Origin of the sequence: Aliikangiella maris, assembly GCF_040719265.1 — a bacterium.
Classification (GTDB): Bacteria; Pseudomonadota; Gammaproteobacteria; order Enterobacterales; family Kangiellaceae; genus Aliikangiella; species Aliikangiella maris.
Genome location: NZ_JBFDAH010000001.1, coordinates 423,331 through 441,480 on the forward strand (window position 1 = coordinate 423,331; position 18,150 = coordinate 441,480).

An 18,150-nucleotide genomic window follows, 5' to 3' on the forward strand; every position below is an offset into this window, starting at 1 on the left:
TAGGGATAAATAATAAGAATTCTTCATTAGGGACCGATTACTAAGAAATAAACATAAAAAAATAAAACAACGCATCGATTACCAAAGGTCATTAATAGAATTATGAAACAACTTATTATTCTTGGGCTGGTTGCCAGCAGTATTATATCCCTATATCCAGAACGTGTTGTGGCTAAAGATTTATCTGTCACTCAGTCCCATGAAACCTCACAACAACTCCATCAAATTTTTGAGCGAGAGTGGCAAGCTCGAGCAGCAAGAAATCCATTAAAACCAAATACAAAGAAAGAGCTATCTAAAAGTGATTTGCTTTTGATGGATGTTTCACCAGCAGCTTATGAAAAATGGGCTGAGCAATCTCGAGAGTTCCTGAAGCAATTAGAAGCCATTGATTATCAAAAGCTCTCACAAGTTGACCAGATAAACTACCAGATTTTTTCTCGACAGTTAAATCATCGAATTGCAGAAATTACTTATAAAACCTATCAAATTCCCTTTCTATCCGATTCAGGGTTCCATACAGAAATGATGAATTTGCACTTGCACAGTCAATTTAAAACGGTTGAGGACTATCAAGAATATATTCAACTTTTAGCAAGTATTCCTGCATATTTTTCACAAAATATTGATAATATGAAAGCAGGTTTAAAGCGAAAATACTCTATGCCAAAAGTTGTTATGCAAGGATTTACTCAGGTAATTGAGTCTGTTTACAAATCTAAGTTAGAAACAAACAATTTATGGCAGCCCTTTACCGCTTTTCCTGCTCATTTTAGTCCATCTGAAAAAGCAAAACTAATTCAACAAGGGCGAGCGGTTTTAAATGATCTGGTATTTCCAGCTTTTAAAAAGCTGAAGGTATTTTTTGAAGATGAGTATATCCCAAACACACGTCACTCGCTGGCTGCTTACGAACTACCGAATGGAAAAGCATACTATCAAATGCAAGTAGAGCACTTTTCTACATTGGAATTAACCGCAGATGAAATTCACCAAATCGGTTTAGATGAGGTTGCTAGAATACGCGGTGAAATGGAAACCATAATTAAGCAATTAGAATTTAAAGGCGACTTTAAGGATTTTCTAGCTTACTTAAGAACGGAGCCAAAATTTTATGCCAAGACACCATTAGAGCTTATTAAACAAGCATCTTATCTAGCGAAAAAAATGGATGGTCAATTACCCAAGTTGTTTAAACGTCTTCCTCGCCAACCTTATACGGTTGAACCCGTGCCTGAGTCAATTGCACCTAAATATACAACTGGACGTTATATTCCTGCGCCATTAGAAAGTGAACGTTCGGGTGCTTATTGGGTCAATACTTATGCGCTTGATAAGCGACCTTTATACGTGCTAGAAGCATTAACATTACACGAAGCAGTACCTGGTCATCATTTGCAGGTTGCTTTAAATCGAGAGTTAGATAATTTGCCTGAATTCAGACGCCATTCATATATTTCTGCATTTGGTGAAGGGTGGGGGTTGTATAGTGAAAAACTGGGATTAGAAGTTGGTTTTTATCAGGATCCTTATAGTAATTTTGGTCGATTAACCTATGAAATGTGGCGAGCGGCAAGATTAGTTATTGATACAGGAATTCATGCTAAAGGGTGGACGAGAGAGCAGTCAATTAAATTGCTCGCAGAAAATTCGGCACTATCAATGCTCAATATTACAACGGAAGTTGATCGCTATATTAGCTGGCCTGGACAGGCCCTATCTTATAAATTGGGCGAGCTAAAAATACTGGCATTACGCTCAAAAGCTGAAGAGTCTTTGGGTCAACATTTTGATATTCGTGAATTTCACGATGAAATACTACGCTATGGCTCTTTGCCGCTCAAAGTTTTGGAAAGCCAAATTATGCGGTATATTGAGAGTAAACTAACTGCAATTAATGCAGAAGGTGCATAGCTATCCAAAACGATCTTTAATGAAAGTGAGTTTATTAGACGTTACATCGAGTATTTTAAATAAACTGATTAATTCAGAATTAAAGATGAAAAATTTTAGGTGTTAATTGTAATTAATCTTAGGTGGGGTCTTTTATTAATTAAACGAAAAGTAACTGGGCTAAACCGCATTACTAAAAGGGACTAGCGTTGATAGCCAGTTTCCATTGCCGAAAAGCTTTTCATGGATTTCACTAGCATTAATGTCTGTGCTGGTACTTGGCAGACTTTGGCTAATAAACAAAGGCACACCGTTATGATCAACCGGATCTTTAGCAAGATTAACGATTTTTGGCTTATCAAGGTGTATATTCATGTGGTCAGTAATAATGGCTACTTTGGGTCTTAACCTAAAGTTCTCAGGTTGCTCTAGCACAACGGCAATTGCATTATTGGATAGTTTGACCAGGCTCCCTGTTGGATAAATGCCAATTGCTTGAATAAATGCTTCGACCAATTCCTTTTGAAATAATTCACCACGCACATTATACAAGTGAGAAATGGCTTCGACAGGTGTTAAAGCATCTGCTCCAGGATAGGGATTAATTAATTGCTCGTAATATTCAGAAATCCCGGTAACTCTAGCTAAAAAAGGAATTCGATTACCAATAAGATTTCTAGGGTAGCCAGTACCATTGTTTCTTTCACAATATGCCGACAGTATATAATTAACCTGATGGGCTTGGGCAAATATTTTACTGGTTTCAGCCAATGTCAATTCAATGTGAGTCTGATACTCTAATTCTTCATCTTTAGATTGTCTGCTATAGAGTAACTCTTTAGGTAATTGACATTTACCAATAGGTGCGAGTAATAATGCTGTACATATATCAATCAAGTCTTGTTTTGCTAATCCAAGATGACGAGCAAATATTAATCCCCATACTGCGCTGCGAACAGCTTGTTGATGTAGAGTCCGGTTATTTTCACCAATTCGGCACAGCCAAGCTAACGCATTTGGATTTTTGACAATACTTGAAACCATTTGCGATGAAACCTTTTGAGCTTCACGCATGTCAACATAGCCATGCTGAGTCATATTGCGATACATCGATGACATTTGACCCATAATCTGATCATACATCACGCTAGCATTCTTAACTTCGCGTTTTAGACCCCGAGTGATGGTGTAGGTTTCTTTACGTGGTTTAAACTTGGCCTTTTCATTAATAAGTCTGAGGGTCTTGGCATCCAGATGAGGAGCATGACCATTTTTAGCTGGTGAAGTATTAGCTAAAAACAGTTTTGATGTGACATCGACTTTGCTTAAAAACTGATCGATATAAACGACTGAACAGTAATGAGTAAGTAGCTCAAGTTCTTCTTGCTTGGTTATATAGAAGCCTTGAATTGGAAAGGGAGTTTGCACCCAAGGTACGTCCAGTCGAGATACATACATACCTATCTCGAGGTTTTGCACTGGGACTTCTTGGGTTGTTAAATGCATTAAACGGGGCCTCTTATCACTACCTTTAGATTCTTCCCGGACAACAAATACATTCCGTATGACTTAGTTAATGCTACGTGAATCTAAAGTATTTTACCGGAACAAGTTCACATTAATTAATGCTGTAATGTGTTTCATAACATTGTTTTAATCTGTTAACTCAAACTAATAGATGTTTGCGATATATAGCGTCAAACCTCCTGATTATTTTATTAATTTCTCTACTTTTATTTAAAAATTTTATAAGAAAAAATTTGCATCAACCAAATAATTGGACTAGGCATTTTATAAGTGCAGGCGGTCATTGTCGAATCAGATTTACTGGATAAGTATACGTGAGCATTGTTTGCTTATTCAATCTAATTTTAAAAAATCATTTATTAAATATGAATTGATTAACTTGATATTGGAAACAAAGTTCGACGCAATTAACTGTTTGAACATAATAATTTTTAAATTAATGTCTTGTATTAATAACGCCAGCTAAGCAACTAGATAATCGGTGAAAATAGGCATTTTGACCTTAAATTTATAGTGGTTATTGTTCGGGGTTTTAGTTGCTAGAATTATCTGAATATCGCCGTTTTAAAATCAGGGTTTAAGGAATGCCTACAAAAAACAATCAAAATTTTTTTATTCCCGTATTTAGATTACCTTTTCGTCCTTTCTTTCTCGCTGCTGGTATATTTTCCACACTTATTATTGCTTTATGGGGATTATATTGGAGTGGTAGTTTTATCTTGAAGCCTCAAGGCGGAATTATCTGGTGGCATGGTCATGAAATGCTATTTGGATTTTCTGGTGCAGTGTTAGTTGGTTTTTTATTGACAGCAGCTAAAAATTGGACCGGTTTGCCCGGCATGGGGGGATGGCCATTGGTAACACTTTTTCTATTCTGGGTCTGTGCTAGGGCTTCACTTTTTTTCCACCATGAAATAGCTTTGGTAACTGCGTGTATATTTGAAGCTGTGTTTTGGGGGTATGCCTGCTTAATCTATTCAATAATGATTATACGAACAAAACTCTGGACTAATATTGGTTTTTCAATTGTCTTAATTGGCATGGGGAGTTTTAGTATTTTAAGTATTTTATCTACCATATCCGGTGAGCACTTAATCGATTATTTGCATACGGCTGTAGCATTTTTTATTTTAGTGATTACCGTAATTGGCGGACGAATTATTCCTTTCTTCACGGCTTCAGCAACAAAAACTGAAAAAGTAAAACCGAATCCTATCATAGAGTTAATGACAATTATTTTGTGTATTATTTTGCTCGCCTGGACGATTATTTATGGATTAGCAAAAACTAACCAATTCTTAGGTACTGGCTTGCTTTTTCTGGTGTTGATGCAGATTATTCGTGTTGCACGTTGGCCGATTCGCTTATCCTTAAGAAACCCGATGCTTTGGTCACTTTATTTAGGCTATGGCGCACTAATTATGGGTTTGGCGTTGTTGGCGAGTTATCATTATGGATTTATCAACAATGTATCAGCCGCTATTCATACGATTACACTAGGTACGATTGGATTAATGATTTTAACGATGATGAGCCGAGTCAGTATGGGGCACACTGGAAGAGCGATCATCGCTTCTAACTTATTGGTGTTAGCATTTATACTCATATTTGTTGCAATGCTGATTCGTGTATTCATTCCTTTGTTTGGTTTTCAACAATATTTAATGCTGGCTTATGCGGTTTCTGCGGGACTTTGGGTAATTGCGTTTAGTATATGGCTGGTGAAATTTTTCCCCATATTAACTCGGGCTCGAACGGATGGCCTGCCAGGTTAGCATTCTTTTGCAATTTTAAAGTCTTTATTATAAACGGATTGTATATCGACTTTTTTAACCGTGGCAGGTTCAAAAAGGTGAGAATTAAAGCGTGGCTATAAGTGTGGCCCGCTTGGGAGCTGGATATCCTTCGATGGTTTGATTAATATCATCAGGAGAGAGATATTCCTTGAGTGAATGAAAATGCATCCAATCGGTAGAGCGCTGCTCTTCAAGTGATGTTTGATTAATATCTACCGTTCTAATATTTTTAAACCCGCTACGTGCAAGCCAAAGCTCTAATGCTTTAGCTGATGGAATAAACCACACATTTCTCATTTGAGCATATCGATCAGTAGGAACTAACACTTGTTGTTCATCACCATCGATAACTAATGTTTCCAATACCAGTTCTCCGCCAGGACGAAGTTGTTGCTTTAGTTCGAGTAAATGATTGATTGGTGACTTGCGATGATATAGCACGCCCATTGAAAAAACGGTATCAAACCCATTATTGGTAAAATCTTTTGGCATATCTTCGATGCCCAGAGGGAGTAAGTGAACCGGACATTCACCAATATATTTTTTTAAAATAGCAAACTGAGCTAAAAATTTTTGTGAAGGATCGATGCCTAATACAAATTGTGCTTTTTCTCCAAGCATCCGCCAACAATGATAACCATTGCCACAACCGACATCTAAAATTGTTCGATTTTTTAAAGGTGAAATATGTTTGATAACTCTGTCCCATTTCCAATCTGAACGCCACTCGGTGTTGATGTGAATGTCAAATAAATTGTAAGGACCTTTCCGCCAAGGATGAAATCTCTTTAACTTTTGAATAAAGTTGTCAGTTTCTAATTGACTTAGCTGTTGTAAGTCTTTTTGTGAGCCTATTGAAACCTGATCTTTCAACTCGATGTTTTCAGTTTTTATCAAAGGAAGCTTTTCAATAATTTCTTCCCATTCCTGCCATTCGCCATGTGTGTATTGATTTAATCGTTGCTCAATTATCTGTTGAAAATAAGGTTGCCAATCAGCCAGGTCAGTTTGGTTAAGATCATGAAAAAAAGCAGGTAAATTAAGCATAAAAACTCGAGTTAAATTTTATTTGATAGCAATAATTGAAACAAAGTTAAACTGTTGAAACCAGCAGGTGGCACTAGAAAAACCAATCGATAATAAGCGTTCAATATGTTCGTTAAGAGACTCTGGAATGAGAATGTTTTCCAAGGCATTTCGCTTTTGGCTGATTTCTAAATCACTATAACCATTTTCTTTTTTAAATTCATGATGTAAATCGATGATTAAATTATTGACCTCAGGTTGCTTGAAACTGACTTTTTCTGAAAGAATCAATGCGCCTTGATGATTTAAACTATTAAAAATATTGGTTAATAAATTAGAACGTTGTTCTACCGGAATAAATTGCAGCGTAAAATTTAATACAACCAAAGAGGCACAATTCATGGTAACTTGGGTGATATCCTGATGAACTAATTCAATCGGTGTTTTATGTTTAAATGCATTAATATGCTGTTGGCAACGATTAAGCATTTCAATGGAATTATCAATTCCAATTATCTTGACGTTGTTGGCCAAATTGCCATTACTGATGGCCAGACTTGCTGCTCCTAATGAACATCCTAAGTCATAACAATTTGAATTGTCAGTAATGAATCGGCTGGCGAATTTTTCGATGTGTTGAACGATGGTTGTATATCCAGGAACGGATCGTTTGATCATATCTGGAAAAACTTCAGCAACTTTTTCGTCGAACTGAAAGGGGAGCTGTTGCTGCGGTTTAGCAAATAAGTTATCTGATTTATCCGTCATATTGTATCAAGAAGAAAGTTAATATTGGTGGTTGAAGTTATGAATGTTTTTGTTGCTTCTCCTGTAACAGAAGAAAAAATGACACCTGCTTGAGAGCCGACATATTTCAACTGACTTCCTGACAGTTGCAATGCTGTACCCTCTGGAATGCCGACAACACGTTGCCCAGGATTAATCTCTAAAAATTCACGAATTCTCTGTTCCCGGGTTTCACCTTGATGTCCGTCGATGGTGACTTCAAGGTAATGTGGATTAATCTGAAAAGGGAGTAAATTAAGCGCATTAAAACTAGCTGGCTCAACGATTGGCATATCATTAGTTGTTCGAATCGTTGGGGCCGCAATGTTACTTCCTGCACTCCAACCAATATAAGGTTTTCCTGATTTAAGTTGCTCAGTGATAAGGGGAATCAATTCATGTTTATATAATTGGTTAACCAGCTCAAAGGTGTTACCTCCGCCAATAATTATGACATCAGCCTGTAAAATAGCGTCTTGGGGGGAGGTGTATTGATGAATTGACGACAGATTGTAGCCTAATTCGGCGAAAGGGCGTCTGGCTATTTCGAAGTATTCGTCATAGCTAATGGTGACCCCAGCATAGGGTATAAACACCAGCTTTTTGTTTTGGTGATCTTTGTTGTCAGTAAAGCAAGATGCTAAATGAGATTGTATTAAATCGACTGCATGTTGCAAAAATGCGGTTTCAGCAACTCGGGAGCTACTTAGTAATAACAGATTTAGCGACATTTGAACTAACTTTTCAATCAGGAAATGCCGCTATTTTAACTGATATATTCGCCTAGATTCCAGTAACAATCAATCAACATATTTTTCCTTACAACATTAATTCGAGATTTTATTACTTTAATTAATCAGCCAGCGAAAGCTAACTCTTGTGGTTGCTCCAGTTCAACTGATACGGCGTCTGGTAACATCAGGCCTCTAAGCGTGTTTTCAATGGCCTCATCAATCAACTCATCGGATTTTTCCCAAGGAACGGTTGGTAAGTTGTAGTAAGCACCATAAATGCCATAAACAGCCATACCGATAATTTGAGAAGTGATCATGACATTGCTTTCACGGAATATACCTTCGTCAATACAAGCTTGAACAGATTTGTGCATCAATTCAATATAACTGCGGGTGCCAAGTGCTGAGTAAAAATCAAAGTTTTCTGACGTATCTGCTTTGTAATCCTGGGTGGCTATGCCCAATTGAAAGCTTTTTGGATTTTCTAACCAATATCTGACGTTTCGGCTCATCAGATAACGGATAACATCTAAAGGACTCTGGCTCATAATGTGCTCAGGAGGTTTACAAAATGCCCACATCTCTTCTGAGATATCTTGCCAGAAATGACGCAAAATGGACTTTTTGTTTTCGAAATAGTAGTAAATTTTTGTTGGGGCAAAACCTGCTTGCGCAGCTATTTTGCGCATACTGGTACTTTCATAACCTTCGTTAACAAAAAGCTCGCGGGCAATATCAATAATATCATTGCGAATTTCTTGTTTCTGAGCATCTGAAAGCGATGGTCTACCCGGTTTTCGTTTTATATTAGACACGACTGAAATTTCTCCTTTTTCTTATTATTTGATTATTGAGTTTTATTTATTAATTACTACTGGTTATTAATAGATATCGTTATTAAAATCTTTGATGGCAAATGATTATAGAGCAACCAAGTATTTATTCTAGATGTAAATTTGACACAAAAATAATAGGCTAAAATTACCTCATATTTTAAGTCTTTGATTCTAAAGGGCTAAAAAATACTAAATTTATTGTCTCGTTATTTTATCTATGGCAATATTCAGCATTAATTTTATATTTTATGAATTGTGTCACTAAAATTAGCCAGCTTTAAGCTGCTATTTTTTGAATTTTTCACGAATTTATTTCATTTTTAGCGGTATTTTTGTTGTTTTAACGATGAAATATAAGGTGAATTGGTCTGATGACTGGTTTTTATTTGGCTATTATTCTTGTTCAAAAATCCTTTTTTTCCCTAAAAATGAGTAAATTGTTGCTTGAATTGTTAACACTTAAAGAGGATTCGTTGGAGAATATAAGGTTTCAATTAAGGTTTAATTTGAACAAATAAATCAGGGTTATTATAACGGTTTCAAATACGAGAGTGATTGATGATTCCATTAGAAATAAAAGATAAAACACTTATCATTGGATTGATTATGACGTTTTGTTTAGTTGCTATTCTGGTACATCACCACCGGCAACAACCAACAGTTGAACCAGATAAAACGGTCGAACTGTTACCTGACTTTTCAAAAATCCAGCCAATTGCTGAACGCAAAAAAGCGTTTTTTAATTTTCTTCGTCCATTTATTAAGCAAGAAAATATGCAAATCCGCTATGATCGCGCACTACTTGATAAGTTAAAATCAGATTTACACACCGCTAAGCACCATCAGTCTACAACCATAAAAAAAATAGAACGTCTAGCTAAAAGCTATCATCTAGAATTAGAAATGCCGGTGCAAACTACTATTGATGAATTAGAAAAGCGTATTGATATTATTCCTGAAGCATTGGTTTTGGTTCAGGCGGCAAATGAATCTGCCTGGGGACGCTCTAGATTTGCCAAACAGGCATACAACTTGTTTGGGCAATGGTGTTATACCCAAGGGTGTGGAATCATTCCAAATAGTCGGCATGAAGCTGCCAAGCATGAGGTAAGAAAATTTGAATCGCCACAAGCTTCAGTAAAAAGCTATATGAAAAATCTAAACACTCATCATGCCTATACGGAGTTGCGAGAATTGAGACTGGCACTGCGTGAACAAGATCGAAATATTACCGCAAAAGTACTAGCGCCAACATTGATTAACTATTCACAACGGCGTGAAGCTTATGTGAATGAATTAATTCAGATGATAGAGCAAAATAATCTTGAGTAAGCATGTAGTGATTTAAGCATTAAGATAATTGGTATCACAACAATATCTGACTAACAAGCATACTATTTTAGTCATTTCATTTTTTGCAATCATGAAATTTATAATTTAAAACATCGATGTTAAAACTGGGATATTAATTTCTGATCTAGATCATTCTCTTTTCAATTTAGCCTGTTAAGCTACCTGCTGTTACCAGTCGAAACCTGATTAACGATATGTCTATCAGTTACAACCGAGAAGGGGAGAGAAGTCATTGCAATCACTAAAGCTTGAGTGGGATGAAAACCTGCTGAACAAGTATGATGTTTCTGGCCCTAGATACACTTCGTACCCAACTGCACTGGAGTTTTCCGATGAATATATGCAGAGCGATTATATTACTTGTCTTGAAAATATTGCGCAGGATAAATCTTTGTCACTGTATATTCATATCCCTTTTTGCCAAAATATTTGCTATTACTGCGCTTGTAATAAAGTCATTACTAAAGATAAAAGTAAAACCATTCAATATGTTGAAAATCTGGTCCGCGAAATTCAGTTGGTGTCCTCGCACCTAAAAGCAAAAACATTAAAACAAATTCATTGGGGAGGTGGGACGCCAACTTACTTATCAATGAAACAGATAGCATTAATTATGGATACTATTAGGACTTGTTTTGATGTACCTGATGATGTATCGACCGAAGTCTCTATCGAAGTGGATCCAAGGGCTTTGGCAATTACCGATATTAAAGTATTGGCTCAAATGGGGTTTAATCGCATGAGTATGGGCGTTCAGGATTTTGACCCTAAAGTTCAGCAGTCGATCAACCGCATCCAGTCTTTTGAAATAACTCGTGATTTAATTAATGAAGCAAGAAAGCATGGCTTTCGTTCGATTAATCTCGATTTGATTTATGGATTACCTTTACAAACTCGAGAAACATTTGCCGCGACTTTAGACAAAGTTATTCAAATATCTCCTGATAGAATATCTGTTTTTAATTATGCACACTTGCCTCATCGTTTTAAACCACAGCGTCGAATCAAAAGTGCTGAGCTACCAACTCCAGTGGAGAAATTGGCCATTTTTGCCTATATCATTGATAAACTTCAACAAAGCGGTTATTGCTATATAGGTATGGATCACTTCGCCAAGCCTGATGATGAATTGGCTATCGCGCAAAATAATCAGCAATTACATCGTAATTTTCAAGGCTATACAACACACGAGGAATATGAATTAATCGGCGTAGGGGTTTCTGCGATTGGTTCGTTGAATGGGCAATACCATCAAAATGTCAGAGAAGTTGATAGTTATTATCATTTACTTGAGCAGGGTCAGCTACCCACTTGGCGTGGAGCGAGTATGACTTTTGATGACACGATTAGGAAAAATGTCATATTTGATTTAATTTGTCACTTTTATCTAGATATAAATCAGATTGAAACTCGCTATCATATTAATTTTAAAACCTATTTTTCTCGCGAACTAAAGATGCTTCAACCGCTAATTGAAGATAAACTTATTACTTATTCAGGCGATTCAATTCAAGTCTTTGCTAAAGGCCGATTACTGATTCGTAATATTTGCATGACATTTGACGCCTATTTAAATGAGTTACAGGAAATCAGGTGTTTTTCAAAAGTTATCTAAATGACTGATTCAGCTTTATTTAAGCGCAAATAGATTGAGTAAATGATTAAAATGATAATTTTGTTGGCTTTTCTATTTTGTGAATATCGTTAATTTTTGTGAAAATTGGCTCCCTTGAATATATAAATTGAGTATAATGCACCTGTATATTCAAAACAAAGGGTGGGTCAAAGTTGTCTTCGAATAATTTTTTGCATAGTGAAATAAAGTGTCAGACCTGTAGTATTAGACGATTGTGTCTACCCGTGATGTTAGCTGATTCTGATATCGAACATCTCGAAAATATTGTTCAACGCAAAAAGGTACTGAAAAAAGGCGACTTTTTGTTCCATGCCGGTGATACATTTGATGCAATACACGCTATTCGCTCTGGCAGTCTCAAAACCTACACCATCAGTTCTGATGGTACGGAACAAATTACCGGATTTCATTTACCCGGTGAAATAGTTGGTTTAAATGCAATTAGCAGTACACAGTATCCTAGTTTTGCCAAAGCCTTGGAAACTTCACTGGTTTGTTCCATCCCCTTTGATAAACTTGAAGCACTCTCACGGGAATTGCCCGGCTTACAAAAGCAGCTTTTTAAGATTATGAGCGGCGAGATTCGCGAAGAGCAAGATTTAATGATGTTGCTCAGTAAAAAGAATGCTGACGAGCGGTTTGCGGCTTTTATTATAAACTTTTCTGGTCGTTTTAAACGCCGAGGCTTATCCAATAAGGAATTCCAGTTGACCATGACTCGTGGCGATATTGGTAATTATTTGGGCTTAGCCGTAGAAACAGTAAGTCGCTTGGTAACCCGTTTGCAAAAGCAAGGGCTCATATCGATTCAAGATCGTTATATTCAAATTAAAGATATGGAAGGCTTAAGTTCCTTAGCTGGTACATCTTGTCATGTATAATAGATTTTAAGTGTTTGAGATAATTTATTTTATTGAGTACTCAAGGTTAAATTATTTATATTTGAATAGCTCATTTATTAAGAGGAACTGTGAGTTATATTGGTAGGCAATTCTATGAGGATGAATTTGGCAAATGATTGACAAGTCATTTATTTCAGGACTCATATTATCTGGTGGTGCGGGTCGCAGACTAGAAGGAAAAGATAAAGGACTACAACAATTCCAACAAAAACCTTTGATCGAGCATCAAATAGATTGGCTGGCAGACCAGGTAGGAGAATTAATTATTTCTGCTAACCGTCATTTAGTAACTTATCAACAATATGGATATCTGGTTGTTACCGATCAACGAGAAGGTTATGCTGGACCGCTTGCAGGCATAGAGCAAGGGCTGCAAATTATGAAGAATGACTGGTTATTTGTTTTACCTGTCGATGTACCACTCCTACCTAAAATATTAATTCATCAACTTGTGCAACAAATTCAGTTTTCTGATTCTGCTTATTATTTAGTGACTGATGTAAGAGAGCATTACTTATGTATGTTGCTAAATCGATCTTGTCATAACACTGTCAGTCAATTACTCAATCAAAAGACTTATCGTGTAAGAGATTTCCTCAAGCAAATAAAGGCAACGCCAGTTAATTTGAATATTGAAGAGTCCGCATTTCGAAATTTAAATTATCTGGCAGATTATCAATCGGTCTAGTTATTTTGATTTTAAGTCAATTTCAAGAAAAGCACTGATCGCAGTGCTACTTGTGATTTTAATCCCTTGTTTGCTTGGTCTGTCTTTAACTTCACTTTCAAGAACTTGTTTATTAACACATAAAGTGAATTTTAATTGAGAGCCAAAATCAAAGAGTAACTCAGCATTGTTATTGGTAGTTTTAACCATATATTGAATTTGGTTTAGAGGATTCAGAGTGATTGAATCTTTTATTTCTCCGGTGTTTAATAATTGTTGAGCCTCGGCTTGGCTCACTCTAAAGGTGATGCAATCGGATTGAATTTTTAAATACATAAGTGCTATGAGTAAGTTGGTTAAACAAAAATAAGCTAAAGTAAATTCAAATAGCCGTAATCAATAAAACAACCATTTTTCTTTAGTCGATTAACGATAAACACAATTAAAACCAATAAGGTATGGTTGGATAAAACTCGACTTTCTCCCCAGTTGCTAAACTCTCAGTGGATTCTTTCAGATAAATCCAACCATTTGCATTGAGTAGTGGTTTAATTTTAAATGATTCTTGTCCAGGTAAAATGTTACAAGTTAACTGTGCATGCTGATTAATCTGTGCAAATGATTTTAGTATCGCTGCAAATCCAGGCCTTTTTGTAAACGCCTCATTGCATATTGCGGTAACTGGTTTTTCATCTGCTTGAGCTAGCAGGCGTTGGATTAGTCGAAATACAAAAAATCGTAAACCTAAATTTGCTGAAATAGGATTACCAGGTAATCCAAAGTAAAATGTGCCATTAGGAAATTTTGCAAATAAAATAGGTTTGCCTGGTTTGATTTTTATTTTATGAAATATAATCTGACCGCCAAGCTGTTTGATGATTTTGGGTATGAAGTCAAAGTCACCCATTGATACCGCACCACTACTAATAATGATGTTGGTATTTTTATTTAGTGCTGAAGTAAGGTCGTCTGCAAATTTTTTCGAATCATCGTGGTTGGTTCCTGCATTGTAAACATCAACAGGTAATGACTTAAGCCAGCTAACCATGTAAGGCGTATTAGAATTTCGAATTTGACCTGGTTTAAGTGTTTGTTCAGGGTGATCAACCAATTCTTTTCCTGTCGCAAAGAGTGCGATAGAAGGGCGTTGATAAACGCAGATATTACCAATGCCTTGCGCGGTAAGCGCCATAATTTTATTGGTATTAATAATTTCTCCCTTTTTTATCAGTGGCTGGTCTTTTTGAAAATCTTCACCTGCATAACGAATATTGGCGGCTACTTTAACCGGTGAAAAACACAGTACGCTATTATTTTCTAGCTGTGTATTTTCGATAGGAATAACACTATCAAAAGCTGATGGAACTGGTGCGCCAGTCATGATTTTCCAAGCTTTATTTTGACATTCATTGCTATCAATATTCAGGGGTAAATCTTCGCCAGCAGCACCAGTACCAAGCAATGATAATTTTACTGGGCTTTGTTGGCTCGCAGAAACCAGGTCTCTTGCGTTGACAGCATACCCGTCCATTGCTGAGTTATTGAAAGGAGGTACGGATTCTTTGGTGTTGATATCTTGCGCAGCGACGCAGGTTAGTGCTTTATCAAGCGAAATAAATACTTGTTCTATTGGAGAGGCATGTTGATTGATTAAATCAAGTGCTTGTGAAAACTCAATCAAGTAGTTTTCTGTATAGGGATTATCTTTATTATCATTCATATGGCTTTAACCTCCCACTGAAGCCAAATTAGGTATAAAACCAGTATTGCCGTCATGTAAAAAGTGTTGTTTGCGTTTATTGCCAAGTAAACGACACAGAGTCTCTTTTAAGGCTTCTTTTTGTGAATCAGCTTTCAACAAGTGACGAATACTAAATCCACCTTCGCCAAACAAGCATAAATGAAATTCGCCCATCGCTGAAATGCGTAAACGATTACAGGTGTCACAGAAATCAGAATCATAAGGTGCTATCACGCCAAACGTACCTTGATAATCTTCGTGATAATATTCAATAGCGGGTCCTGCGCCAGGCTCTTTTTCTTTTCTTATCCAACCATTGTTGACTAAATGGTTTTTTAATAAATCAGCGGAGACATGATATTGCTTAAAATATTCAAGATTGTCGCCAGTTTGCATTAATTCAATAAATCGCATGCTAAGTCGATTATTTTTGAGCAAGTTTTCATATTCATGAAATTGATGAGAATTAATGTTTTTAAGTAAGACTGCGTTAAGTTTTATTTTTTTTAAAGCTAAAGTCTGGGCAAAATAAATTCCGTCAAGAATTTCTTGTAAACGATTATGCCCAGTCAAACTGTGAAATAACTTGGGATCTAGGCTATCTACACTGACGTTAAGATTGGTAAGACCGGCGTCAACCCAAGCTTGAATACGTTGTTTAAGTTTATAGCCATTGGTAGTTGTGGCAATTTGTTGAATTCCGGGGATGTTTTTTACGGTACGAATGATTTCGACAAAATCTTTGCGAATGCTGGGTTCGCCACCTGTGAGACGGACTTTAAAAACACCTAATTCAGCAAAAGCTGTCATCAGATTTTTGATTTCGCTCACTGTAAGAAAAGATTTCTTTTTATCGCCCTGATAACCATCAGGCAAACAATATGTACAAGAAAAATTGCATACGTCAGTGATTGACAGGCGTATATACGGAAATTGTCGACCCTGAGGGTCGATAAGTTGATTATTCAAATCTTTCTCCTTTCCAAATGTGGGAGGTCAACCGATTTCTCTGTTAACCCTGGCAGTTATTGCTGCGGCCAAACTAACTTATTTTATTTTGTTTCAATTCTTATCGTGCATCGATACACTGCCAAGAAATAAAAAATAAAACTTAGTTAAGTAAGGCTCGGAGTTGTAATGTAATATTGCTTATCTTACTGCTAAATGAGAATGAACGCTAGTTATTCATTGTTAGCAATATTAATATCCACAATAAAATTATTGTTTATATTAAGGGTAAGCAAACCAATAATGTCAAAATTTGTCATTTGATTGACTCGTAATTATATGGTTGATTGTGTAAATAAGAGTTTAAACTCATTGACAAAAAATGACTATGTACGCTATGAAATAGCGCCAACCGTTGGGTGAATGTAGATTGCTATTCAGGCCGGTCACTTTTATTGTAAGTTACTTTTACAGTAAGTTCCTTTTATTGTCAGTTTCCAGATAAAAATCCCCCTATCAAATATCTATATTTGCAATAAATGATTAAGATGGCAATTTAATTTAGCTCGATAATAACTAACAACACTTTCTGATAATTTGTCACTAAAATAATTTAATTCTACTATGATGTTGTATACCACATATTAGCGAAATATTTTTAAGTTAACATGACAAGCTTTAACGATAAACACATTCTATTTGAATTTCTGCATGATGATGGTTGCCACCAATAAACATTCTTATTGAATCGCTTGAGCCAATTAACTGATTGAAATTGGCATAGCCACCTCGATTCAATTGGTACTTTGTTAACTCGTTCAAATATTGGTTGGAAAATTTTGATTTGTAGTTATCAATTTTTGAAAATTAAGTAAAATTATATTTGATATTGATCAAATAAAAATAAATTCATTCATATACATTAGTTGGCTAAATCAAATAAATTAAATCCTAACAACCAAAGACTAATGATAATAGTCGTTTAAATCCTTTTAAGGGGATAAAAAAATGAAAAATACCTTTAAGTTTAATATGATGGCTGTTTCTATTATGGCAGCCACTACGACAAGTGGGGTCGTATTAAGTGAAAGCAACATTTCAAATACCGTTGACTTAAGTTTTCGTTACCGAATCGAAACTGTCGATCAAGATAACTTTGCTAAAGATGCGAATGCATCAACCTTACGCACCAGAGCAACGATTAAAACGCAATGGGCAAGTCAGTTTGATTCGGTTTTGGAATTTGATGATGTCACTGAAATCGGTATGGATGACTTTAATGCGGGTGCGGATAATACACCACAAAGAGCAGAGTATCCTGTTGTCGCTGATCCTGAAGGTACTGAGGTAAACCAGGCATTTTTGCGTTATAGTTCCGACGCAACACAATATGCTTATGGCCGACAACGCATTCTTGTTGGTAATCAGCGCTTTGTGGGTGGAGTGGGTTGGCGTCAAAATGAGCAAACTTACGATAGCTTTACCGTGAAAAGTAAACCAGCAGAAAATCTTTCGATTGATTACGCTTATGTATTTAATGTTAATCGCATTTTTGGTGAAGCTGTCACTGCAGGCGATCATCAGCATAACACTCACTTGGTGAATTTAGATTATAAATTAGGAGCAGGCAAACTTTCCGCTTATTATTTTTCTATTGATAATGAGAGCGCATTGGGCTTATCGAATAACACTTTAGGTGTACGTTATGCTGGTAAAGTTGATAGTTTCGCTTATACCGTAGAATATGCTTCGCAATCAGATACAGGTGATAACCCAAATGATTACAGTGCCGATTACTATTTGTTGTCGGGTGCGTACCAGCAAGAGAATTATTCCTTCGGTTTAGATTATGAAGTCTTGGGGGGCGATGTAGACGGAGGCCAAGGTTTTACCACTTCACTGGCGACACTACACAAATTCCAAGGTTGGGCAGACGTATTTTTAGGTACTCCTGTTGTTGGTATTGAAGATTTGGCGTTACATGGTTCATTTAAATTAAATGGTTACAACTTTAAACTGGTGTATCATGATTTCTCTACTGATGAAAATGGAATTGATTTAGGTACTGAAATTGATTTTTCAGTTGCTAAAAAAATTAATAAAAATCTATCAGTATTATTTAAGTATGCCGATTTTAGCAGCGATAATGATAACTATGCTTCGCGTAGTAAAGGTTGGTTAATGCTGACTTATAAAATTTGATTGTTGTATATTGATTTGAAAAAAGAGGCTTTTGCCTCTTTTTTCTAGAGTAATTTTAGTGTGTATGGTTTGTGTTATTAATTGTTCAACATTAAACTGAAAA

15 protein-coding genes and 1 riboswitch are annotated in these 18,150 nt (G+C 36.1%); of the genes, 7 read left to right on the forward strand and 8 right to left on the reverse strand.

Going from position 1 to position 18,150, the window contains the following annotated elements; all coding sequences use genetic code 11:
* Positions 1-102: 102 nt before the first annotated feature.
* Positions 103-1,914, forward strand: coding sequence for a DUF885 domain-containing protein (locus ABVT42_RS01925; RefSeq protein WP_353873408.1), 1,812 nt, complete (start codon positions 103-105; stop codon positions 1,912-1,914).
* 159 nt (positions 1,915-2,073) lie between these two features.
* Here the strand turns inward: ABVT42_RS01925 and ABVT42_RS01930 are convergent, their stop codons facing one another.
* Positions 2,074-3,399, reverse strand: a complete 1,326-nt coding sequence (locus tag ABVT42_RS01930) for an HD-GYP domain-containing protein (RefSeq protein ID WP_353873409.1) — start codon at positions 3,397-3,399, stop codon at positions 2,074-2,076.
* A 605-nt stretch (positions 3,400-4,004) separates the two neighbouring features.
* Between ABVT42_RS01930 and ABVT42_RS01935 the strand changes: the two genes are divergently transcribed.
* Positions 4,005-5,195 carry an NnrS family protein gene (locus ABVT42_RS01935; RefSeq protein WP_353873410.1) on the forward strand — a complete coding sequence of 397 codons (1,191 nt, stop codon included), beginning with the start codon at positions 4,005-4,007 and terminating at the stop codon, positions 5,193-5,195.
* An 84-nt stretch (positions 5,196-5,279) separates the two neighbouring features.
* Here ABVT42_RS01935 and cmoB read toward each other — a convergent pair whose 3' ends face one another.
* The 4 genes from cmoB to ABVT42_RS01955 all read right to left on the reverse strand — a co-directional run bounded on the left by cmoB (position 5,280) and on the right by ABVT42_RS01955 (position 8,577).
* Positions 5,280-6,263 (reverse strand): tRNA 5-methoxyuridine(34)/uridine 5-oxyacetic acid(34) synthase CmoB, encoded by a 984-nt coding sequence (gene cmoB, locus ABVT42_RS01940; RefSeq protein WP_353873411.1) that lies wholly within the window; start codon positions 6,261-6,263, stop codon positions 5,280-5,282.
* Positions 6,264-6,281: 18 nt separating this feature from the next.
* Positions 6,282-7,010, reverse strand: a complete 729-nt coding sequence (gene cmoA, locus ABVT42_RS01945) for a carboxy-S-adenosyl-L-methionine synthase CmoA (protein WP_353873412.1) — start codon at positions 7,008-7,010, stop codon at positions 6,282-6,284.
* Complete coding sequence (gene pepE, locus ABVT42_RS01950; RefSeq protein ID WP_353873413.1) at positions 7,007-7,759, reverse strand: dipeptidase PepE; 753 nt, start codon at positions 7,757-7,759, stop codon at positions 7,007-7,009. Before pepE ends, cmoA begins: the two co-directional genes overlap by 4 nt.
* A gap of 125 nt (positions 7,760-7,884) precedes the next feature.
* Positions 7,885-8,577 carry a TetR/AcrR family transcriptional regulator gene (locus tag ABVT42_RS01955; RefSeq protein ID WP_353873414.1) on the reverse strand — a complete coding sequence of 231 codons (693 nt, stop codon included), beginning with the start codon at positions 8,575-8,577 and terminating at the stop codon, positions 7,885-7,887.
* Positions 8,578-9,156: 579 nt separating this feature from the next.
* Here ABVT42_RS01955 and ABVT42_RS01960 point away from each other — a divergent pair.
* From ABVT42_RS01960 to mobA, 4 genes are all read left to right on the forward strand, one after another.
* Entirely contained in the window at positions 9,157-9,930 is a 774-nt protein-coding gene (locus ABVT42_RS01960; RefSeq protein ID WP_353873415.1) for a glucosaminidase domain-containing protein, read from the forward strand.
* A 253-nt stretch (positions 9,931-10,183) separates the two neighbouring features.
* Positions 10,184-11,566 (forward strand): oxygen-independent coproporphyrinogen III oxidase, encoded by a 1,383-nt coding sequence (hemN, locus tag ABVT42_RS01965; protein WP_353873416.1) that lies wholly within the window; start codon positions 10,184-10,186, stop codon positions 11,564-11,566.
* Positions 11,567-11,739: 173 nt separating this feature from the next.
* Positions 11,740-12,468, forward strand: coding sequence for a fumarate/nitrate reduction transcriptional regulator Fnr (fnr, locus tag ABVT42_RS01970; RefSeq protein ID WP_353873417.1), 729 nt, complete (start codon positions 11,740-11,742; stop codon positions 12,466-12,468).
* Positions 12,469-12,601: 133 nt separating this feature from the next.
* A complete protein-coding gene (mobA, locus tag ABVT42_RS01975; protein WP_353873418.1) occupies positions 12,602-13,177 on the forward strand; it encodes a molybdenum cofactor guanylyltransferase MobA in 576 nt (191 codons plus the stop codon).
* Here the strand turns inward: mobA and ABVT42_RS01980 are convergent, their stop codons facing one another.
* The 3 genes from ABVT42_RS01980 to moaA all read right to left on the reverse strand — a co-directional run bounded on the left by ABVT42_RS01980 (position 13,178) and on the right by moaA (position 15,866).
* A complete protein-coding gene (locus tag ABVT42_RS01980; protein ID WP_353873419.1) occupies positions 13,178-13,492 on the reverse strand; it encodes a DUF7009 family protein in 315 nt (104 codons plus the stop codon). It lies immediately after the preceding gene.
* Positions 13,493-13,598: 106 nt separating this feature from the next.
* Positions 13,599-14,876 carry a molybdopterin molybdotransferase MoeA gene (locus ABVT42_RS01985; protein WP_353873420.1) on the reverse strand — a complete coding sequence of 426 codons (1,278 nt, stop codon included), beginning with the start codon at positions 14,874-14,876 and terminating at the stop codon, positions 13,599-13,601.
* Positions 14,877-14,882: 6 nt separating this feature from the next.
* The gene (gene moaA, locus ABVT42_RS01990; RefSeq protein ID WP_353873421.1) at positions 14,883-15,866 is read right to left on the reverse strand and encodes a GTP 3',8-cyclase MoaA; all 984 of its coding nucleotides are present in this window, start codon (positions 15,864-15,866) and stop codon (positions 14,883-14,885) included.
* Positions 15,857-16,041, reverse strand: a riboswitch (molybdenum cofactor riboswitch). It overlaps the preceding gene by 10 nt.
* A gap of 812 nt (positions 16,042-16,853) precedes the next feature.
* Here moaA and ABVT42_RS01995 point away from each other — a divergent pair.
* Positions 16,854-18,047: an alginate export family protein gene (locus tag ABVT42_RS01995; RefSeq protein ID WP_353873422.1), complete on the forward strand. Its 1,194-nt coding sequence runs from the start codon at positions 16,854-16,856 to the stop codon at positions 18,045-18,047.
* Positions 18,048-18,150 lie beyond the last annotated feature (103 nt).

Coding starts and splice junctions, on each gene's coding strand:
- ABVT42_RS01930 (WP_353873409.1), bottom strand. CDS start 3,399: ATGCATTTAACAACCCAAGAAGTCCCAGTGCAAAACCTCGAGATAGGT.
- ABVT42_RS01935 (WP_353873410.1), top strand. CDS start 4,005: ATGCCTACAAAAAACAATCAAAATTTTTTTATTCCCGTATTTAGATTA.
- ABVT42_RS01925 (WP_353873408.1), top strand. CDS start 103: ATGAAACAACTTATTATTCTTGGGCTGGTTGCCAGCAGTATTATATCC.
- ABVT42_RS01995 (WP_353873422.1), top strand. CDS start 16,854: ATGAAAAATACCTTTAAGTTTAATATGATGGCTGTTTCTATTATGGCA.
- ABVT42_RS01985 (WP_353873420.1), bottom strand. CDS start 14,876: ATGAATGATAATAAAGATAATCCCTATACAGAAAACTACTTGATTGAG.
- ABVT42_RS01980 (WP_353873419.1), bottom strand. CDS start 13,492: ATGTATTTAAAAATTCAATCCGATTGCATCACCTTTAGAGTGAGCCAA.
- cmoA (WP_353873412.1), bottom strand. CDS start 7,010: ATGACGGATAAATCAGATAACTTATTTGCTAAACCGCAGCAACAGCTC.
- mobA (WP_353873418.1), top strand. CDS start 12,602: ATGATTGACAAGTCATTTATTTCAGGACTCATATTATCTGGTGGTGCG.
- cmoB (WP_353873411.1), bottom strand. CDS start 6,263: ATGCTTAATTTACCTGCTTTTTTTCATGATCTTAACCAAACTGACCTG.
- ABVT42_RS01960 (WP_353873415.1), top strand. CDS start 9,157: ATGATTCCATTAGAAATAAAAGATAAAACACTTATCATTGGATTGATT.
- pepE (WP_353873413.1), bottom strand. CDS start 7,759: ATGTCGCTAAATCTGTTATTACTAAGTAGCTCCCGAGTTGCTGAAACC.